The 19,656-nt window shown below is 73.3% G+C and carries 17 protein-coding genes; 7 read left to right on the top strand and 10 right to left on the bottom strand.

Annotated features, from left to right (window positions below):
• The first annotated feature begins 98 nt into the window (after positions 1-98).
• Entirely contained in the window at positions 99-503 is a 405-nt protein-coding gene (locus ACFVQ0_RS15485; protein WP_311304551.1) for a S4 domain-containing protein, read from the top strand.
• Between the two features lie 24 nt (positions 504-527).
• On the opposite strand, the gene ACFVQ0_RS15480 is transcribed toward ACFVQ0_RS15485, so the two are convergent.
• From ACFVQ0_RS15480 to ACFVQ0_RS15465, 4 genes are all read right to left on the bottom strand, one after another.
• A complete protein-coding gene (locus tag ACFVQ0_RS15480; protein ID WP_390088859.1) occupies positions 528-2,444 on the bottom strand; it encodes an FUSC family protein in 1,917 nt (638 codons plus the stop codon).
• 103 nt (positions 2,445-2,547) lie between these two features.
• Entirely contained in the window at positions 2,548-2,799 is a 252-nt protein-coding gene (locus ACFVQ0_RS15475; RefSeq protein WP_390088204.1) for a DUF2630 family protein, read from the bottom strand.
• Between the two features lie 40 nt (positions 2,800-2,839).
• Positions 2,840-3,844, bottom strand: a complete 1,005-nt coding sequence (locus ACFVQ0_RS15470) for an NADP-dependent oxidoreductase (protein ID WP_390088201.1) — start codon at positions 3,842-3,844, stop codon at positions 2,840-2,842.
• Positions 3,845-3,943: 99 nt separating this feature from the next.
• Positions 3,944-4,861 (bottom strand): hypothetical protein, encoded by a 918-nt coding sequence (locus ACFVQ0_RS15465; protein ID WP_390088200.1) that lies wholly within the window; start codon positions 4,859-4,861, stop codon positions 3,944-3,946.
• 122 nt (positions 4,862-4,983) lie between these two features.
• Between ACFVQ0_RS15465 and ACFVQ0_RS15460 the strand changes: the two genes are divergently transcribed.
• Both ACFVQ0_RS15460 and ACFVQ0_RS15455 read left to right on the top strand, forming a co-directional pair.
• Positions 4,984-5,382, top strand: coding sequence for a hypothetical protein (locus ACFVQ0_RS15460; protein ID WP_390088198.1), 399 nt, complete (start codon positions 4,984-4,986; stop codon positions 5,380-5,382).
• Between the two features lie 248 nt (positions 5,383-5,630).
• Entirely contained in the window at positions 5,631-6,767 is a 1,137-nt protein-coding gene (locus tag ACFVQ0_RS15455) for a MerR family transcriptional regulator (RefSeq protein ID WP_390088196.1), read from the top strand.
• Positions 6,768-6,844: 77 nt separating this feature from the next.
• On the opposite strand, the gene ACFVQ0_RS15450 is transcribed toward ACFVQ0_RS15455, so the two are convergent.
• The 4 genes from ACFVQ0_RS15450 to ACFVQ0_RS15435 form a co-directional block, all read right to left on the bottom strand.
• A complete protein-coding gene (locus ACFVQ0_RS15450) occupies positions 6,845-7,267 on the bottom strand; it encodes a universal stress protein (RefSeq protein ID WP_390088194.1) in 423 nt (140 codons plus the stop codon).
• Between the two features lie 125 nt (positions 7,268-7,392).
• Positions 7,393-8,046 carry an FMN reductase gene (locus ACFVQ0_RS15445; protein ID WP_390088193.1) on the bottom strand — a complete coding sequence of 218 codons (654 nt, stop codon included), beginning with the start codon at positions 8,044-8,046 and terminating at the stop codon, positions 7,393-7,395.
• Between the two features lie 4 nt (positions 8,047-8,050).
• Positions 8,051-9,139 carry an LLM class flavin-dependent oxidoreductase gene (locus ACFVQ0_RS15440; RefSeq protein WP_390088192.1) on the bottom strand — a complete coding sequence of 363 codons (1,089 nt, stop codon included), beginning with the start codon at positions 9,137-9,139 and terminating at the stop codon, positions 8,051-8,053.
• Between the two features lie 184 nt (positions 9,140-9,323).
• Entirely contained in the window at positions 9,324-9,719 is a 396-nt protein-coding gene (locus ACFVQ0_RS15435; protein ID WP_390088190.1) for a winged helix-turn-helix transcriptional regulator, read from the bottom strand.
• A 76-nt stretch (positions 9,720-9,795) separates the two neighbouring features.
• Here ACFVQ0_RS15435 and ACFVQ0_RS15430 point away from each other — a divergent pair, with 76 nt between their 5' ends.
• The 4 genes from ACFVQ0_RS15430 (at position 9,796) to trpS (ending at position 12,495) form a co-directional block, all read left to right on the top strand.
• The gene (locus ACFVQ0_RS15430) at positions 9,796-10,686 is read left to right on the top strand and encodes an NAD(P)-dependent oxidoreductase (protein WP_390088857.1); all 891 of its coding nucleotides are present in this window, start codon (positions 9,796-9,798) and stop codon (positions 10,684-10,686) included.
• Between the two features lie 15 nt (positions 10,687-10,701).
• Positions 10,702-10,965 carry a hypothetical protein gene (locus tag ACFVQ0_RS15425; protein WP_390088188.1) on the top strand — a complete coding sequence of 88 codons (264 nt, stop codon included), beginning with the start codon at positions 10,702-10,704 and terminating at the stop codon, positions 10,963-10,965.
• Positions 10,962-11,168 (top strand): hypothetical protein, encoded by a 207-nt coding sequence (locus ACFVQ0_RS15420; RefSeq protein ID WP_390088186.1) that lies wholly within the window; start codon positions 10,962-10,964, stop codon positions 11,166-11,168. The genes ACFVQ0_RS15425 and ACFVQ0_RS15420 overlap by 4 nt, the downstream gene beginning before the upstream one ends.
• A 286-nt stretch (positions 11,169-11,454) precedes the next feature.
• Positions 11,455-12,495 (top strand): tryptophan--tRNA ligase, encoded by a 1,041-nt coding sequence (trpS, locus tag ACFVQ0_RS15415; protein WP_390088184.1) that lies wholly within the window; start codon positions 11,455-11,457, stop codon positions 12,493-12,495.
• A gap of 17 nt (positions 12,496-12,512) precedes the next feature.
• Here the strand turns inward: trpS and ACFVQ0_RS15410 are convergent, their stop codons facing one another.
• Entirely contained in the window at positions 12,513-14,528 is a 2,016-nt protein-coding gene (locus tag ACFVQ0_RS15410; protein ID WP_390088182.1) for an NAD-binding protein, read from the bottom strand.
• 40 nt (positions 14,529-14,568) lie between these two features.
• On the bottom strand, positions 14,569-19,530 hold the full coding sequence (locus tag ACFVQ0_RS15405) for a DNA repair ATPase (RefSeq protein WP_390088180.1): 4,962 nt from the start codon (positions 19,528-19,530) through the stop codon (positions 14,569-14,571).
• Between the last annotated feature and the right edge of the window lie 126 nt (positions 19,531-19,656).

Below are 19,656 nucleotides of genomic sequence, written 5' to 3'. Positions count from 1 at the left end.
TGATGTACGTCATTCACATGTATTTCTGTAGTGCCGAGTTGCCTGGTTGACGCGAACGTACGGAGCCCCCGTGCGCAGGGCGCACTAGAGTCGCGAGCATGGTTTCCGGTGAGGCGCCGCAGGCGGCGGGCAGTGTTCGGGTCGACGTCTGGATCTGGTCGGTCCGGCTGACGAAGACGCGGGCGCAGGCTGCCGCGGCCTGTCGCGCGGGTCATGTGAAGGTGGCGGGCGAGCGGGCCAAGCCGGCCCAGGCGCTGCACGTCGGCGACGAGGTACGGCTGCGGCACGCGGGCCGGGACCGGGTGGTGGTCGTGTCGAAGATCGTGAAGAAGCGGGTCGGGCCCCCGGTGGCCGCGGAGTGCTTCGTCGACAACAGCCCGCCCCCGCCGCCGCGCGAGGCCGCGATCCAGGTTCCGGTACGGGACCGGGGGGCCGGGCGGCCGACGAAGCGGGACCGGCGCGAGATGGACAGGCTGCGCGGGGACGGGCCGCCCGCGGAGTGACCGGCCTGATCCAAACGGAAGACCCTACGGCTCGGGGGAGGCGATCGCCCTTGCCGCCGCGACCTCCTGACGCAGCGGGGCCAGTACGCCCTCCTCGTCGCCCGGGAGTTCGGCGCGCACCTCCACCAGGACCTCGCTCGCCCTGATGCCCGCCGCCAGTTCGCGGAGCTGCTGCCGCACCTCGGCCACCTCCGCGGGTTCCGGTTCCGGGGCACCGTGGTTGACGCGTACCCGGGCGGCGGTCGTGGCGTCCACGATGCGTTCGACCGCGACGACCAGGGGCCACCACGCGGCGGCCCGGCGGCCGGTCGGGGGCGGCTCGGTCAGGGCGCGCTGGAACTCGGAGCGTACGGAGGACAGATCGCGGTAGATGCGGCGCCGCGCCCGGACCCGCTCCGCCCGGTCGCCGGGGGCTTCCGGCTCGAAGGCGTACGCCACGTAGTCCGCGATGTCCGTCACCGCGTCGGCCAGCCGGTGGCCGATCCGGGCGTGCCAGCTCTCCGGCCACAGCAGGTATCCGGCCACCAGCACGATCGCGCAGCCGATCAGGCTGTCCAGGAAGCGCGGCCAGACGAGGTGCACGCCCTGGTGGTTCAGCAGGTCCGACAGGAGCAGGATGACCGGCGTGATGGCCGCCGTCTGGAAGGCGTACCCCTTCGCCGTGAACGCCGGGATCAGCGCGGCGAGCAGCACCATCACCGGCACGTCCCACCAGCCGATCGGCACCTCCGCCAGCACCGGCGCGGCGATGACGAGACCCGCCGCCGTGCCCACGGAGCGCAGCACCGCGCGGGAGAACACCGAGCCGAAGTCGGGCTTGAGGACGAAGGTGACGGTGAGCGCGACCCAGTAGGAACGCGGCACGTCGAACAGCGAGGTCAGCGACTGGGCCAGTCCGATGCAGAGCGCGAGGCGCAGCCCGTACCGCCAGGAGGGCCCGGAGAGCAGGACGTTGCGGGTCGCGCGCCGGACCCGTACGCCCAGCGCGGCCGGACGGCCGAGCCGGTCGTCGACGTTGTACGGGTCGGGCTCGGCCTTGTGCACGACGACGGCGGCGTGCCGCAGCGCGCTGTCCACGGCGAGCGTGGCGGGCGACTCGGGCGCGGGCAGGGCGGGTTCGCCGCCGCCGGTACGGCTCTCCTCGATGTCGTCGGCCAGCGACCGCACCGCCGCCGGGATCTCGGGCGGCAGCGGCCGCCGCCGCAGATGCACCGCCGGGGCGGCCTCGACGAGCGGGATGACGACGTTGAGCTGGGACAGCAGCCGCACCATCGTGCCGCTGCGGCCGTGGTAGCGGGCGCGCCGGGCGAGGACCAGGTCGTAGGAGGTGTTGAGGGAGTGGGTGACGGCCTGCCGCTTCTCCTCGTACGCGTCCGTTCCGGCGGCGGCGAGCAGGTCCGCGACCGCACAGTACGTTCCGGCGACCGAGACCCGTTCCGGCAGTTTCCGCCGCAGCGGCCAGGCCAGCAGGGTCAGCGCGAGGACGAAGAGTCCGCCGAGCGTCAGCAGCAGCGGCGCGACCCACCAGGGGTCTGGCATCGGAAGTCCGGCGCCCACCACCGAGTTGAGCAGGAGCAGCAGACCGGACACGGAGGCCACGGCGCCGATCGTCGACATCATCCCGGAGACGAGCCCGATGACCGTCAGCACGGCGACGGCGGCCCAGCCGGTCCCGTACACCAGGGTGCCGATCATGATGCCGAGCGCGCCGAACACCTGCGGTACGGCGATGTTGAGGACGCGCATCCGGTACGCGTCCGCGGTGTCACCGATCACGCCGGAGAGCGCGCCCATCGAGACGAGCGCCCCGTACACCGGCCGGTCGACGGCGAATCCGACGGCGAGCGGTGCGGCCAGGGCGACGGACGCGCGGGCGACGGCGGCCCACGGGACGGGGGTGGGCTGCGGGCGCAGCCCGTACCGGAGCCAGACGGGCGGCATCCCGCGCCGTGGCGCCGCGACGGACCCGGTGCCGGTGTCCTTGCCGGTGCCACTGCCACTGCCGGTCAACGCGCCCCCCTCGTCAGTGCTCAGCGCTCAGTGCTCAGCCGCGGTATCCCTCGACCTCGTCGGCCGGGCGGACCCGGGCCTGTGACGGGTCCTCCCCGAACTCGCTCAGCGCGCGACGCTGCCGCAGCAGGTCCCAGCACTGGTCGAGCCTGACCTCCACCGTACGCAGTCGCCGCTGCTCCTCCGCGGTGAGGCCCGGATCGCGGGCGCCCCGGTCGCGCAGGCTCCGTTCCTCCGCGACGAGTCCGTCGATGCCGCCGATGATGTCGTGCTCCTGGTCGTCCATGGTGTCGTCCTCTCTACGGGGTCTTCAGGGGTCCGGGGATTCAGCGGTGGCCGTGGTGGCGCAGCACGATGACGGTCTTGCCGCGGGCCCCGCCCGTCCGGTTGCGGTACAGGGCCTGCGGGGCCTTCTCCAGCGGGAGTTCGATGTCGATGGGTACGCGGAGCACTCCTTCCGCCGCGCCCGCTGCCAGGACGTCCAGCAGTACCGGGGTCGGGTCGAGCCGGAAGTCGATGCCGCACACGCCCCCGGGGAGCGCGGCCGCGCCCGCGACGCCCCGGGTGCTGAGCGCGATACCGCCCGGCCGGACCGCCGCGGCGTGGGCGGCGAACGCCTCCGGGGTGTCGGAGACCAGGTCGGCCAGCGCGTCGATGCCGTCCGGGCAGACGGACCGCACCGACTCGGCCGCCGGGCCCCGGGTGGTGTCGATCGTCGCGGCGGCGCCCAACGAGCCCATCCGGGAACGCTCGTCGCCGCGCACCGCCGCGACGACGCGTATGTCGCGTGCCTTGGCGAGCTGGGTCAGGCAGCTCCCGACGCCGCCCGCCGCGCCGATGACCAGCAGGCTCTCGTGGCCGCGCAGCACCACCGTCTCCAGGATCTGCGCGGCCGCCATCCCGGCCGACGGCAGCGCGGCGGCGGTCCGGGCGTCAAGACCGGGCGGGACGAGCGTGATCGCGGCGTCCTGCTGGACGCAGACGTAGTCGCAGTACGTACCGGCGCCGACCGGTGGCCCGGCCCGGCCGAAGACCCGGTCACCGACCCGGAAGCGGTTGTCGCCGCCGCCGATCATGTCGACCCGGCCCGCGAAGTCCACGCCGACGACGAACGGGAACACGGGCGGGACCGGCCCGCCCGGGGAGCCGTCGGTCAGTCGCGAGTCGTGCGGGACCGGCCCGTCCGGGGAGCCGTCGGCCGTCTGCCAGTCGGAGGGGTTGAGGGAGGCGTACTCGACCCGCACCCGCACCTCACCTGGCGCGGGTTCCGGCTTCGGGAGCTCCACCAGAGCGGGGCGGGACCGGAACGCGCCGACGGCGATGGCTCGCATACGGAACACCTCCCAGTCGCCCCCGGCAGTGCACGCGATCCACTCTTCCCCGGCCCGCCCGCACCCGCACGTCGGCGTCGGCGGGGCGGAGCGCGTCCGTCACGCGTCGGGCGGCGGCACAGGCGCGACCGGCGGCGCGGGCGGCAGCACCCGCTGGGCCCAGATCCGTGCCGCGACCGCGCAGACCGCGAGCGCCAGCCCGGTACCGAAGACGATCCACACCGTGGTGCGCAGGGACGCCGTCAGCGCGTCGTAGACCGCGGCCGCCCCGTCCGTCTCGTTGCCCGGCACCTCGGCCAGCACCCGGTTGCGGGCATAGGCGAGCGCCCCGCGCAGCAGCAGCGCGCCGGCCGCGAAGCCGGTTCCGGCGACGGCGGTGGCGGCCAGCGCGGCGAGCGCGGAGCCCCGGCGGCCGGGCCCGCCGCGCACCCAGGCCAGGACCACGGCCAGCAGCGCGAACACCAGCGTGCCGACGGCGGGCCAGATGCTCGCGGCGCGCAGCCACCGGAAGCTCTGCCGCAGCTGGTCGGCCCGGTCGGCGGAGACGATCTGGATGTCCGTGTGCTCGATGGGGATGCGGTCGGCGAACGGCACCCCGTTGTCCAGCAGGTTCTGCTTCACCTGTTCCGTCACGGGCGCCAGGTCGATGGTGACGCTCTCGCCGCTGCCGCCGTCCAGCGCGGCGGTGACGGCCTCGTGGGCGGTGCGGTTGGCGGCGTTCCAGGCGGCCTGGAAGGCGTCGGTGGTGGTGAAGGACCGCACGGCCTGGTGCAGGAACCCGCGCACGGTGTCCCCGAGCGGACCGACGTCGATCTGCTTCATCGCCTCGTCGGTGATCAGGTCGGCCACGGTGTTCTGCACATCGGGGTCGGAGGCGAGCGGCGCCACGGCGGCGACGTAGCGGTCGGTGTCGTCGATCTCCAGATCGACCCAGGCGGAGAGCGCGCTCAGCGGTACCAGGACGGCGAGCAGTACCAGGAGTACCGCCGAGAGTGCCGTCGAGAAGTAGGTCCGCACCTCACCAGGGAATCCCGGATGCGCCGGGAACGCTCGGGCCATGAGCCATTCGAGTTGCCGGGAGGCGCGACCAGGTGTGCTCTGGAGGAAGACAGAGGGGGCGACGGAAGGAGCTTCCCGTCATGGCCGCACATGCTTCGGTGCAGGCACGCGGAGCGCGAGCGCGTGCCCAGCACCCGTCCATCACCAGCTGGGCTCTGCCCGTCACGCTCGGGGTGGTCCTCGGCTGGTACGCGACGTCCATCGTCCGGGGCGGCGGTGTGCTCACCGGCGGGCAGCTCGCCCTCGGACTGATCTCCGGCGCAGTTCTCGCCGTCCTCTGCTTCGGACTGGGCCGCGTACAGAAGCGGCTGCCGGTCGAGCTGGCGGCGGCGGCCTACGGAGTCCTCTTCGGCGGCTCGGTCGGCTTCCTCTACAGCCTGTCCGGCAAGAGCGTCCTCGCGGCCTCCGTGCTGGGTCTGCTGACCGGCGCGGCCATGCTGGCGGCCTCGTTCTACGCCTTCTACACCCGCCGGGCCTAGGGCCTGTATTGGGTTGTCCCGCGGCGTCACGGGGCTGGGCACGCACGCTCGCGGCGTTGCCGAAACGCCCTGGTAGCTCCGCTACAAGGACGCTCCGGCGCCTTGCGATCGCACGCACCCAGCCCCGCTCCTTCTTCCGCGGGACAACCCAATACAGGCCCTAGGGCCGGTCCGCCTCCATCAGCCATCCTTGACCTTCTCCGCGGGGGAAGGCCAAGGATCGGCGTGCCGGGCGAGCACCGCCCGGTATGAGGAGGCACGAGGTGCACGAGGTGACGGACCAGGGGCACGGGCGGCCGCCGGAAGCGGCGCTGATCACGATCGGGGCGTTCGCCCGGCTGTCCCGGCTGTCCGCCAAGGCGCTGCGCCGCTACGACGAGCTGGGCCTGCTTGAGCCCGCCCTGGTCGACCCGGTGAACGGCTACCGGTACTACGACCCGGCGCAGGCGCGGACGGCCCGGCTGGTCGCCTGGCTCCGCCGGATCGGCATGCCGCTCGCCCGGATCACGGAGGTGATCGCGCTGGACGACGGCGCGGCCGCCGCCGCGATCCGGGCGTACTGGGCGCAGGTCGAGGCAGAAACGGCGGCCCGGCGCGATCTCGCGGCCTTCCTCATCGACCAGCTGTCGACGGAGGAAGCCATGACGCAGGTGGGAACGCTCGGAATCCGGTACGCGGCACGCACGGAGACCGGTGCGGTGCGGGAGACCAACCAGGACGCGGCGTACGCCGGTGCCCGGCTGCTCGCGGTCGCCGACGGGTTCGGCGCGGGCGGCGCGGGGGCGAGCGCGGCGGCGATCGACGCGCTGAAACCGGTGGCGCGGGGCGCGGTACCGGCCGCGGAGCTGCTGAACCTCCTGCACGACGCGGCGGAGCAGGCCGCACGGGCGGTCCGGGACGCGGTGGCGGGCAGCGCCGGAAGCGGAGCGCCCGACGAGTCGGGGACCACGCTGACCGCGCTGATGTGGACGGGCGCGCAGCTGGGGCTCGTCCACATCGGGGACTCGCGGGCGTATCTGCTGCGCGGGGGAGAGCTGTTCCGGATCACCCACGACCACAGCCTGGTCCAGTCGATGATCGACGACGGCTCGCTCACCGAGGAGGAGGCCGTCTCGCACCCGCAGCGGGCGCTGCTGCTCAAGGCGCTGGGCGGCGGGCCGTCCGGCTCCGGGCCCGATCTGGACGTGCGGGACGCCCGCCCCGGTGACCGCTATCTGCTCTGCTCCGACGGGCTCTCCGCGGTCGTGGCCGGTACGGAACTGGCCCGGGTGCTGGCCGGGGCGGACGGCCCCGGCACGGCGGTGCGCGAACTGCTCGGGCTGGCCGCCGCGGCGGGCGCCCCCGACAACGTGGCGTGCGCGGTGGCGGACGTGGTGGCGCTTTGACGGAAAGGGGCGGGCCCGCACGGTCGTGATGACCGTGCGGGCCCGCCCCGTACTCCGTACTCGCGCCGCGTCCGGCGTCAGCTGCGCACCACCGTCACCGGGCACGCCGCGTGCTGGGTGACGTGCAGGCTGACCGAGCCGAGCAGGGTGGCCTTGAAGCCGCTGTATCCGCGTGCGCCGACCACCAGCAGGTTCGCGCCCTCGGCCCGGTCCAGCAGGGACTGCGCCGGGTTGCCGATCACCACGACCTTGCTGATCGCGGCGGCCCCGGCGGCGCCGAGGGCCTCCTCCAGCGCCTCGGTGAGCGAGACGGTGGCCATGGCCTGCGGATCGAAGTCCTCCGGCAGGCCCGGCATCATGGACGCCCAGCTGGTGGCGGGGTACTCCCAGCTGTTGACGGCCTCGACCGTGTCACCGGTCAGCTCCGCCTGGCGTACGGCCCAGTGCAGTGCCTTGATCGACGACTCGGAGCCGTCAACGCCCACCACGATCCTGCCCATCTCTGCCTCCAGCTCGGTTCGGCTCTGTTGCTCGGTTGTACGGGGGTGCGCCGTACGGATTCCGCGTGGCGCACCCTCCCGCCCAACTGTAGTCAAACCGGACGAAACCACAGCGCCCGGGTCGCTCAGGCCTGCCCGAGACCGGCGAGCTGCTGCTCGAACGGGACGACCTCGTCGTCCACGCCGGGGGTCCTGGACGCGCCGGAGACGGCCCGCCCGCCGGTGATCGCGCTCGCCAGCTCGCCGCCCGCGCGCCGGATCCGGGCCGGCAGGCCGTCGGCGTACTCGTCGCCCGAGGAGCCCCAGTCCTCCGACGCCGCGTACACCGAGGTCGGCAGCGTGACGGCCCGCAGGTAGGCGAAGAGCGGGCGCATGGCGTGCTCCAGCACCAGCGAGTGCCGGGCGGTACCGCCGGTCGCGGCGACGACGACGGGCTTCCCGGTCAGCGCGGTGTTCTCGACCAGGTCGAAGAACGACTTGAACAGTCCGCTGTAGGAGGCGGTGAAGACCGGGCTGACGGCGATCAGCCCGTCCGACTCCGTCACCGCGCCGATCGCATCCTCCAGCGCGGCCGAGGGGAACCCGGTCACCAGGTGGTTGGCGATCTCGACGGCCAGGTCGCGCAGCTCGATCACCCGGATCTCGACCGGGCGGTCCTGCTCGGCGTCCAGCCGCTCCCGCGCGGCCCCGGCCAGCCGCTCGGCCAGCAGCCGGGTCGAGGACGGGCTGCTCAGCCCGGCCGAGACGGCGACGATCCTCAGTGGTTCGGTGGCGAACACGGTGTCAGCTCTCCTTCGTGGCGGTGGCGGCGACGACGGCCGGGTGCAGGGGCGCGGACTCCGGGACCCCGGCCGGCCGCAGGGCGGCGAACTCCTTGCGCAGCACCGGTACGACCTCCTCGCCGAGGATGTCGAGCTGCTCAAGGACGGTCTTCAGCGGCAGCCCCGCGTGGTCCATCAGGAACAGCTGGCGCTGGTAGTCGCCGACGGTGTCCCGGAAGGACAGCGTCCGCTCGATGACCTCCTGCGGGGAGCCGACGGTCAGCGGCGTCTGCTGGGTGAAGTCCTCCATCGAGGGGCCGTGCCCGTAGACCGGCGCGTTGTCGAAGTACGGGCGGAACTCCCGTACCGCGTCCTGCGAGTTCTTCCGCATGAACACCTGGCCGCCGAGTCCGACGATGGCCTGCTCCGCGGTGCCGTGCCCGTAGTGGGCGTAGCGCTGCCGGTAGAGGTTCACCATCTTCGCGGTGTGCTCGATGGGCCAGAAGATGTTGTTGTGGAAGAAGCCGTCGCCGTAGTACGCGGCCTGCTCCGCGATCTCCGGGGAGCGGATCGAGCCGTGCCAGACGAACGGCGGTACGCCGTCCAGCGGGCGCGGGGTCGCGGTGAAGGACTGAAGCGGGGTACGGAACTTCCCCTCCCAGTCGACGACGTCCTCGCGCCACAGCTTGTGCAGCAGGGCGTAGTTCTCGATGGCGAGCGGCATGCCCTGGCGGATGTCCTTGCCGAACCAGGGGTAGACAGGTCCGGTGTTCCCCCGGCCCATCATCAGGTCGACGCGGCCGTCGGCGAGGTGCTGGAGCGTGGCGTAGTCCTCGGCGATCTTCACCGGGTCGTTGGTGGTGATCAGCGTCGTGGACGTGGACAGGATCAGGTTCTCGGTGCGGGCGGCGATGTAGCCGAGGGTGGTCGTGGGGGAGGACGGGACGAACGGCGGGTTGTGGTGCTCGCCGGTCGCGAAGACGTCGAGGCCGACCTCCTCCGCCTTCCGCGCGATGGCGATGGTGGCCTTGATCCGCTCGTGCTCGCTCGGCGTCCGGCCGGTCGTCGGGTCGGTGGTGACGTCCCCGACGGTGAAGATCCCGAACTGCATGGCGCCCGCCTCCAATATTGTTGAACGTTGAACTATGTGAACACCCTACAACGGAGTGCCCCACCTCTCTATTCCACGGGACCGCGGGGACCGCCCCTCGCGGGGTCCGGGTACGCCGAACGGGTCCGGATCTTCCGCGCGGGCGAGGTGGGCGGGCGCGCCAGGAAGCGGGCGTCCGAGGCGATCAGGACCGGCTTACGGCGCTTCCGGCGCTTCCCGCGCTCGCGCCGCTTCCCGTGCTCTCGGCGTGCGGGCTCCGGTCGCCGAGCAGATGCTCCCGGCCCCAGGCCCCGAGCGGAGCCAGTGCGGCGTTCAGGGACGAGCCGAGCGGGGTGAGGCCGTACGTGACACGGCGTACCGCTCCCTCGAAGGCCTCCTCGCGGAAGACGATGCCCGCCGCCTCCAGCTCCCGCAGGTGCGAGGCGAGGACCTTCTCCGTCACGCCGGGAAGCGCGCGCCGCAGCTCACCGAACCGACAGGGTTCGACGTCCAGCGCCCACAGGATGAGCACCTTCCACTTGCCGCCGACCACGTCGATCGCCGCGTCGATGCCGCACACGTAGCTGTCTCGCCGGGTCACCCGCTGAGTTTAAGGTAACCACCCACAAAATAGTGCGTACTTGATCGTGTTACGGGTGGATACGAGCCTGTGGGGCATGGACCACGACACTTCTTCCCGAGCCCCTGTCACCCTCCTCGGCCTCGGTGACATGGGCACCGCCCTGGCCGGCGCCTGGCTCGCCGCCGGGCACCCGCTGACCGTCTGGAACCGCACCCCGGCCAAGGCCGACGCGCTGACCCGCGCGGGCGCCCGCACGGCGCCCACCCCGGCCGGTGCGATCGCCTCGGCCACCGGCCCCGTGGTGCTCTGCCTGCTGGACGACTCCTCCGTGACCGAGGTCCTGGACGGCGTCGACCTCGACGGCAAGGACCTCGTCAACCTGACCACCAGCACCCCGGCACAGGCCCGCGAGCTGGCCCGCAGGACCGAGGCGCGCGGGGCCCGCTTCCTGGACGGCGGGATCATGGCCGTACCCCCGATGATCGGGCACCCGGAGACCGGCGGATACGTCTTCTACAGCGGCGACCGTGCGCTGTTCGAGCGCCACCGCGCAACGCTGGAGGCCCCCGCCGGGGCCAGGTTCACCGGCGCCGACCCCGGCCACGCGGCACTGCACGACGTCGCCCTCCTCAGCGCGATGACCGGCATGTTCGCGGGCATCGCGCACGCCTTCGCCCTGGTGGACGGCGAGCAGGACCTCGACCGCACCGCGTTCGCCGCCCTGCTCGCCGACTGGCTGCGCGCCATGGCCGGCTCCGCGCCCGCGATGGCCGCCCAGCTGGAGAGCGGCGACTACACGGAAGGGGTCGTCTCCAACCTCGCCATGATGGCGGCGGCCAACGACACCCTCCTGGGCACGGCGGCGGGCCAGTCGGTCGACCCCCGGCTGCTCACCCCGTACATGGACCTGATGCGGCGGCGGGTGGACCGGGGCCACGGCGGCGAGGGCCTGGCGGGGACGGTCGGAATGCTCCGGAGCGCGTGAAGGGGCGGGAAGGATATGGAACTGCTCCTGGACATACTGCCGGACGCGTTCCCCTGGGTCCGGTTCCTCCCCGAACCCGACGTCCACGCCTTCGCCGTCGAACTGGTCGACACCATGCGCGCCGCCGACTCGATCGGCAACAGCGCTTCTGTCGCGCAGCTGCTCACCGCGTGGCAGCACAGTGCCGAGGTCCACTCCGACCCCGAACTGCTGGCCGCGCTGACCAGGGACCACGAGGCGGACTACGGGCAGGTGCCCGACCCGCGGGAGCTCGCGTGAGTGCGGGTCGCGGTGACCGGGCAGCGCCTCCCGCGCCGGAAGGGCAGTGGGAAGTCCGCTTCGCCGATGCGGCGGCCAAAGGCTGGGAGAGTCTGGGCGAGGTGACCGGGGGCGGACGCGTCTGGTATCTCCTGGACACCGCCGCCGACACCTGCTGGATCACCTTCGCGAGCCCGGGGCACCCACGGGCCACGGGCCGGTAGTGAGCCCGACAGGAAGGCGCCGGACCCCCCGTCGGACCCCGAGCCGGGCCCCGGGCCGGGGTGGCGCGAAGTGCCGTGACGCGGAGGTTGTGGCGCGTTACCATCGCGTCATGACCTCCGTACCGTGCCGGAACTGGTGGCGCTCCTTCTAGGAGCGGCCACCCCTTCTGCGCGGGACCAGGGCCGTTCGACATGGACGGCCCTTTTTCTCTGCCCTCTTCCGGTACGGGTTTCCCGCCCGGTGGGCCGTCCTCCACGCACACACCGACGCGAGGAGAGACCACTCATGACCGCGACGATCACGACCGACGCCGTCCGGGACGCCACCCTGGAGGCCCGGATCCGGCGGTACCCGGAGAGATTCCGGGTCCTGACCGGTGACCGGCCCACCGGGGCGCTCCACCTCGGGCACTACTTCGGCACGCTCCACAACCGGGTGCGGCTCCAGGACCTCGGGGTCGAGGTGTTCGTGCTCGTCGCGGACTACCAGGCGCTGACCGACCGGGACGTGGCCGAGCGGCTCGGGGCGACGGTGGAGGGGTTGCTGCTGGACTACCTGGCCGTCGGCATCGACCCGGAACGATCGGTGATCTTCAACCACAGCGCCGTGCCCGCGCTCAACCAGCTGATGCTGCCGTTCCTGAGCCTGGTCTCCGCCGCGGAGCTGGGCCGCAACCCCACGGTCAAGGACGAGATCGCGCACTCCCGGCAGGCCGCCGTCAGCGGTCTGATGTTCACCTATCCGGTCCATCAGGCGGCCGACATCCTGTTCTGCAAGGGCAATCTGGTGCCCGTCGGCCAGGACCAGCTGCCCCACCTCGAAATGACCCGGACCGTCGCCAGACGGTTCAACGAGCGGTACGGGCCGGTCTTCCCGGAACCCGAGGCGCTGCTGTCCGCCGCGCCGCTGCTGCTCGGCACCGACGGCGCCAAGATGAGCAAGAGCCGGGGCAACTCCATCGCGCTCGGCGCCGACGCGGACACGACGGCACGCCTGATCAAGGGGGCGAAGACGGACGCCGAACGCCACATCACCTACGACCCCGAGGGGCGGCCCGGGGTGTCCGGCCTGGTGCTGCTGGCCGCCCTCTGCCTCGACCGCGATCCGCACACCGTGGCCGAGGAGATCGGCGGCGGGGGCGCCGCCGCGCTGAAGCGGACCGTGACCGACGCGGTCAACACCCGGCTGGCACCGATGCGCGCCCGACGGGCCGAGTACGCACGGGACATGGGATACGTACGGTCCGTGCTGCGGGCCGGTAACGAGCGCGCCAACACCATCGCCGACGCGACGCTGACGCAGGTGCGGGAGGCGATGGGCGCCTAGGGCGTGTATTCGGACGGTCAGCGGTTCGTCATCGAGGTCCGCCTGCGCAGCAGTTCGGCGAGCCCGCGCCGGGTGGCGGCGATGACCACCCGGTCGGTGGGCTGGAGTACGTAACCGGGGTGCAGGTTCCACACCAGGCCGCCGGGCTGCTGCTCCGCGCCGGTGCCGGTGCCCGGTGCCTGCGGGGGCGGGACGGGCGCCGCCAGGTCCGGCCGGCGGTCGGCGGGCGGGGCGACGTCCAGGGCGAGGACCCGCCAGGCGCCGGACCGGAACGCCTGCTCCACCGTCCGGCCCTCCAGCTGCGGGTGCCCGGCCACCTCGACCGCGGCGAACAGCATCACCTTCCGCTCGACCGGCACCGCGCCCAGGATCTGCCGGCCCATCATGGCGACCGCGAACGACGGCGCGGCCAGATGGGAGACCGAGCGGGAGCGGGTCAGCGCCTGCGGGTGGGCGGTGCGCAGGGTGCGGTAGACGGCGGTGGCGAACTCGTCGTCGAACAGGCGCAGCGTCACCCGCAGGTTCGGCTTGACCGAGCGGGCGTACAGCGCGGCCTCCAGGTTGGTGGTGTCGATGCTGGTCAGGGCGAGCAGGGCACGGGAGCGCTGGATCTTCGCCGCCTCCAGCACGCCCTCCTGCGTGACGTCCCCGATGACCACCGGCACGTGCAGCCGCCGGGCCACCGGAATGCCGCGCGCGTCCGGGTCGTCCTCCACACAGACCACCGGGATGCCGAGTTCGCGCAGCTGGACCAGGACGCGGGTGCCGATCTTGCCGAGCCCCAGCAGCACCACGTGTCCGGACAGGCCGCGCGGCGGGCGGCGCAGCGAGGAGGCGGTGCGGAGCGATCCGAAGGCCTCCAGCACCCCGGCCACCAGCAGCGGCAGCAGCATCAGCCCGGCGACACCGGACAGGATCTGGATGATCTGACGGGCCGTGGGGTCGCCGATGGCCGGGTCGCCCATCGCGAACAGGTCGAGGAGGGTCAGATACGCGGCGTGCAGCGGCTTGTCCCCGGTGGTGAACGTGGAGGCCACCGCGAGCCCGAGCACGGCCGTGCCGACCCCCAGCGCCGACCAGCGCAGCCGGCGCGAGAAGAACTGGCTCAGCGGTGCGCTCCTGCCACCCATCCGGGGTGTCCGCGCGTCCGCGGCGTTGCGGCTGACGGTCTCCAGGACGATGGTGCCGCGCCCGGTCGCCGCGGCCACCTCGGTCTGGTCGGGCAGCAGCCGGGGGCCCTCGTCGCCGCTGCTGTCGGAGCCCTCTGTGCCCGCCGGGTCGTGGGTGGTGGAGGAGAGCAGGGCCAGGGTGCACAGGCCGGGGTCCGCGACCTGGCCGTTCCTGGGCGGGGTGCGTTCGGCGGCGCGCAGCAGCAGGCCCTCCGCCTGGATCACCTTGCTGGACCCGGGGAGCGCGGTCGCCGCGAGGGCGGGGGCGGCGGTGTCCGCGTCGGACAGGACGGTGGTGGAGGCGTCCAGCGCGGTGTGGTCGATCCCCGGAGAGGCGACGGCGGCCGCCTGGTCGAGCAGGGCCTCCAGGTGCTGGCCGAGCTTGCGGTTGTAGAGCCGGATCACCAGCCGGACACGGGGGTTGAGCCGGCGGGCGGTCAGCGCGGCGCGGATGTTGCGCTCGTCGTCGTCGTAGACCAGGGCGAGCGCGGCGGCCGTGTCGACACCGGCCTCCTCCAGCGCCTCGTCGGACGGCTCGTGCGCCTGGAGGATGCGCACCGCCTCCACCCCGGCGTTGGTGTCGGTGTCGCCGTTCCCGGAGCCGCTGCCGTTCCCGCCGTTGCGGTTCATCGCCGACGACATCCGGCCGAACAGGGCCGCCGCCCGCCCGCGCCCGGACAGCGCCACCTCGGGCCGCCTCGGATCGGGCCCCGGCGGCAGGACGAGGGTGACCCGCTCCCCGTAGACGTAGCGCAGTTCCACGGCGAGCCGCTGGGCGAGCGCGTCGTCGCCGCAGACGACCATGTGGCCGGAGAACGGGGAGCGTTGGGGCTGCTGCGGTAGTGAGGTCACATGACCCAGCATGCCTGTTCCCTTCCCCGGCGTGGCCGCATGACGGCCGCCCTCACCGGTCCTCGACCGTCCCGGACGGCGGCAGGGCGAGGAGCCGGCGGGGATCGGCCGCCCGGCCGATCGCCGTCTCCACCGCCGCGATCCGGTCCGCGAGCAGCCCGAGCGCGGCCACCGCACGGGTCATGGGGTCGCCGTCCGGGCCGCCGAGCGCCTGGCCGCGGACGTAACCGGCGGTGATCGCCGACCAGCGGGCGGCCCGCTCCGGATCGAGGGTGCCGCGCAGCGCCGCGAGCTTCAGCAGGGCGGCCTCCGCGCCGGTGGTGAGCGTCTGGGCCTCGCCCGCGTAGTGGTCGTCGACGACGTCGGACAGTTCGGCGTCGTTCATCACGGGCACGATCCGCTCCGCGATCCGGTTCATGTTGCGGTACGAGCCCTGGAGCCGGAACGGCGGCTCGGTGCGCGTGGCGTCCGTCTGCGCCGCGGAGGCGATGTAGGCGGCGTTGACCGCGAGGACGGTGTCCCGTGCGGTGAGCAGATGGCGCAGCACGGCCACGACGCGCTCCAACTCCACGGGCGCGTACGGGTGCTGCAACCGGTTCGCGGCGGCGGCGGGTTCCGTACCGGCGGCGAGCCGCAGCAGCAGCGCCAGGTCCTCGCGGGAGCGTCCGGCGAGCGGGGCCAGTACCGGGTTCGCGGTCAGCGCGTTCTCCACGAAGCTCAGCGCGAAGACGTCCTCCCGGCCGCTCAGCACCTCACCGAGGTTCCACACGTCGGCCCGGTTGGCGAGCATGTCGGGGATCCGGAACCGCTCCCCGGACTCGGTGTACGGGTTGCCCGCCATGCACACCGCGAACCGCTTGCCCCGCAGGTCGTAGCTGCGCGGCTCGCCGTCCCGCACCCCCTCGATCCGGCGGGTGGCGTCGCAGAGCGGGATGAACTTCTGGAGCAGCTCCGGTGAGGTGTGCTGGATGTCGTCGAGGTAGAGCAGGGTGTTGTTGCCCGCCTCAAGGGCGAAGTTGATCTTCTCGATCTCCTGCCGCGCGGTCGCGCTCCGCGCCTGCGCGGGGTCCAGAGACGTCACGTCGTGGCCCAGGTTCGGGCCGCTGATCTTCACGAGGACCATGCCGAGCCGGTCCGCCACGTACTCCATCAGCGTCGTCTTGCCGTAGCCGGGCGGAGAGACGAGCAGCAGCAGGCCCTGCGAGTCGGTGCGCCGGTCCGCGTCGGCGGTGCCGAGCTGCTTGGCGAGGCTGTCCCCGATCAGCGGCAGGTACACCTCGTCGAGCAGCCGGTTGCGGACGAACGCCGACATCACGCGCGGCCGGTGGTCGTCCAGCCGCAGCCGGGTGCGCTCGGCCGAGGCCAGCGCGGTGCGCCGGCGCTGGTAGGCGCGGAATCCGGGGACGGTGACCTCGCGGAACTCGTCTGTACGGGAGAGGAGTTCGTCGATCCGGACCGGCAGCCTGCCCCGGTCGATGCGCGGGTGGACGCCGAGGAGCCCCTCCACGGTCGCGGTGAGCGGGGCCTCGCCCTCGTACCTGCGGACGGCCGGTTCCGGGCACAGTTCCACGGCGACGGCCTCCGCGAGATCGCCCGCGTCCAGCTCCGCGCCGCTCGCGCGGGAGTAGGAGGCGAGCCAGCCCTCGACGAGCTGGCGGCGGGAGGGCAGATCGTCCGCGAGGGCCGCGAGGTCCTCGTCGTACGCCGAAGTGCCGGTCGTACGGCGGAACTTGTCCAGAAAGGTGCGGACCGAGGCGCTGGTCACGAACCCCTCCGGGCCGCTCGTCAGCTCCTCGAAGAGGTACCCAGCGACGGCCCGCGCGCCCTCACCCCCGATGGCCCCCGCCCACTCCTCCTGGAGCGCGGCGACGGCCGGGGCGAGCCCGAAGGTGTCGCGAGCGCGGGCCAGCGAACGGGCCCGCAGCGTCCAGGAGGTCCGCCGGGCCTCGTCCGTGCCGTGTGCCCAGAACAGCTGCGCGGCGGCCCGGACGGCGGGCGGGCAGCGCAGCAGCCCGGCCCCGGCGCGCAGCCGCAGCAGCACGGTCAGGATCGCGGTGGCGTCCTCGTCGTGGACACCGCGCTGATACCCCTCGTCGTACGCGTCAGCCGCCGATGTCTGTACAAGGGCGGATAGTTCGGCGGCCTCCAGCGAGGCCAGCCGGTCCGCGCCGTGCTCGGCCAGCAGCCGGGCGGCCAGGTGCTCGCCCCGGTAGACGGACGCGGACTCGGAGGGCAGCCGCTGGTCCCAGTACGGGCGGGTCGCGGCGAAGTCCGGGTCCGTGACCGGCATCCGGTAGTCCGTACCGGTGACGGCGAACGCGAGCCCGTCGCCCTGCGGGACCAGCGTCAGATCGAACGGCTGGGTGTTCACCGCGAACCGGTGCCGGCCGAGGCGGACGGTGGCCCCGCCGTCCGCGTACAGCTCGCTGCGGTCGAGCAGCGCCCGTCCCGCCTCCTGGCGGGCCGCGAGCAGCTGCCCGTCCAGCTCCTCCGCCCGTACCGTGTCACCGAGTTCGCGCAGCTCGGCGGCGGTGCGGCGGACCTTGGCGACCATCGGGTCGGAGGCGAAGTAGGTGTGGACGGCGTCCACGTCGGGCAGTGCGGCGCTGCGCCGGGACACCGTGTCCAGCACCCGGGCGGCGGACTGGGCGAGGCGTTCGGTACGGCGGGCGAGGGCGTCCTGAAGGGTCTGCCTGCGGGCCGAGAACGCCTCGTACACCTCTGTCCGCCGCTCGCCCAGCGTGGTCAGGAAGTCGTCGAACTCGGTGAACCGCGCCTCCAGGTTCTCCAGCTGGAGCAGCAGCCGCGCGAGCTGCTCGTCGCAGGCCTCCGGCGTGGTGGCGGCGGCCAGCGCGCCCGTCACCGCCTGCCCCAGCAGGGCGAACTCGGCGGCGAACTCGGCCCGGCCCTCATGGTCCAGGAGCTCGCGGCGGCGGCCGTCCAGGACGGCGCGGACCCGGTTGACCCCGCCGAGCACCTCCGCGATCCGCTCCAGGATCGAGGTGCGGACCACGCCGTCACCGATGTCCAGCCCGGCGACGACGTCGGTGACCGTGCTCAGCCCGTCCGTCATCTCCGTCAGCCGGTCACCGAGCGCGGCGGCGTCCGTCACGGTGGCGAGGGCCGACGCCTCCTCGGTGAGGCGGGCGATGTCCGCGTGGTACCCGGCGAACGCGTCGTCCCTGGCCAGGAACGCGACCGCGCGCCGCCCCGCGGAGGCGAGGTCGTCCGCGGTGGTGGCGGTGAGCTCCGCGATCCGCTCGGTGTCCGCGTACCGCATCTCGCTCAGGGTGGCCAGATGGCCGTGCGCGCCCCGGAGTTCGGTGAGCCGGGTCACCCAGTCGGCGGCGGACTTCGGGGCCTCGCCGCGTACCCGGCGCACCAGCGCGCTGATCCGCTCCGTGCTCGCGTCGAGCGCCTCCGCGGCCTGCCGGGTCAGTTCCTGGACGCCCTCGAACTCCGCGAGGACCTGCTGCGCGGTGTCGCGGAGTGCGGTCAACGGCTCGGCGAGGTCTTCGAGTTCGCTGTCCCCGAGCCAGTGGTAGCGGTCCGTGGCACGGCCGCAGTCCGCCACCAGCTGTGCGTAGACGGCGCCGGTCGGGGTGGTCTCACCGGCGCTGTGCGCGAGCGCGAGGCAGTCGGAGATGCCGCGCACCAGGTCGGCGTTGCCGATCCGGGCCAGCGGTCCGGTGCCTGCGGGCCGGGAGGCGGCGTAGGTGTCGGAGACGTACGGCGTCTGCCAGCGCTGGAGGGGGTGGACCCGCGCCGGTCCGGCGTCCGGCCCCTCCACCGGGTCCCGCAGGAGGACGAGCGTTCCGTCGTCGAGCAGGGCGTGGCCCCGGCCCTGGAGCGGGGTGGCGACCTCCTGGCGGATCACGTTGTACGGGAGCAGCAGGCTGCGGCCGTCGTCCCCGTTCCCGTTTCCGCCCCCGTCCCCGGCGCGGAACGCGTAGAGCACGTCCTCGCCGTTGGGGGAGCGGACGGCCCCCTCGAAGACCGGCTCGGTGAGCGGCCGCGCGATGTCGAACGTCTTGGCGGTGCCGGTGGTCAGGTAGAAGCCGCCGGGAAAGATGATCCCCTGGTCCTCGGGGAGCCGGTGGCAGGCCGGACCGATGCCGTCCAGCCGCAGCACCGTGCCGAGGAGCGCGTTGAACACGAGGTGGCGGGCGGCCTCCTCCTTGTACGGACGGACCCGGAGCAGGACCAGCGGGCCCAGCTCCGCGTACTCGACCTCGGCGTCCGCGAGCGACTGGAGCGGCTCGGTGACCGGCTCCTGGTAGATCCCGTCCGGGGTGTCCGTGTCGTTCTGCGTCTTGACGGTGAGGTGGCCGCCGAGGGTGGAGACGAACAGGCACGCGTCGCCGCCGTCGCCCGTCCCCCCGATCGCGATGTGCGGGTGCCGGCCCGGGATGTGGGCCTCGCGCCCGGCCTCGGTCCAGGTGAAGTCGTGCGACGGCGGGAACACGTGGTCGCGCTCGCCCCTGGCGTCCAGGAACGCGCCGGGCGAGCCGTCCGCGTCGAGCGCCCAGCGCAGGACGCGGATGTCCTTCGCGCTCTCGCCGGTCCGGAACACCGCGAGGAGCCGTCCTTCGGTACGGCGCAGCCGCAGCAGCCGGGCGTCCCGGTAGTAGCGGTGCAGCCCGTCGAACTCGCGGACGAACGCCTCGTCGGTGAGGAGCGGGTCCGTGCCGGGGGCCAGCCCGGCGTCGTACAGGGCGAGTACGTCGTCGACGGCGGGCTCGTCGCGCCGCCCCGGTCCGCGCTGGAACCCGAACAGCAGCCGGCCGCCGAGCGCGACGAGGTCGCGGGGGGTGGAGGGCTGCTCGGTACGGATCTGCTCGTTGCCGCCGAGCAGCCGCAGCGCGGTGGAGCCGAACTCTTCTGTGCGGCGGGAGTTGAGCGCCTCGGCCCTGCGGGTCAGCTCGGCGGCCTGTGCGGCGAGCCGCCTCCGCAGCACGTCGTAGGCCCCGGCCTCCACGGGGCCGCCCGGGGGCGGCGGGGTTCCGGTGTCCATGCGGTGCGGCTCCTTACGGGGTGGGCGAATGTACGGCACCCGGCGCGCCGGGCTCTGTCCTCAATCGCCGGACGGGCTTGAACTGTGCGACCGACAGGTGCCATATCCAGCCCGCCCGGCGATTGA

The organism is Streptomyces sp. NPDC057900 (assembly GCF_042887885.1).
Lineage (GTDB): Bacteria > Actinomycetota > Actinomycetes > Streptomycetales > Streptomycetaceae > Streptomyces.
The sequence above is the reverse complement of the archived record's forward strand: the minus strand, read 5'-3'. Positions and strand labels throughout refer to the sequence as shown.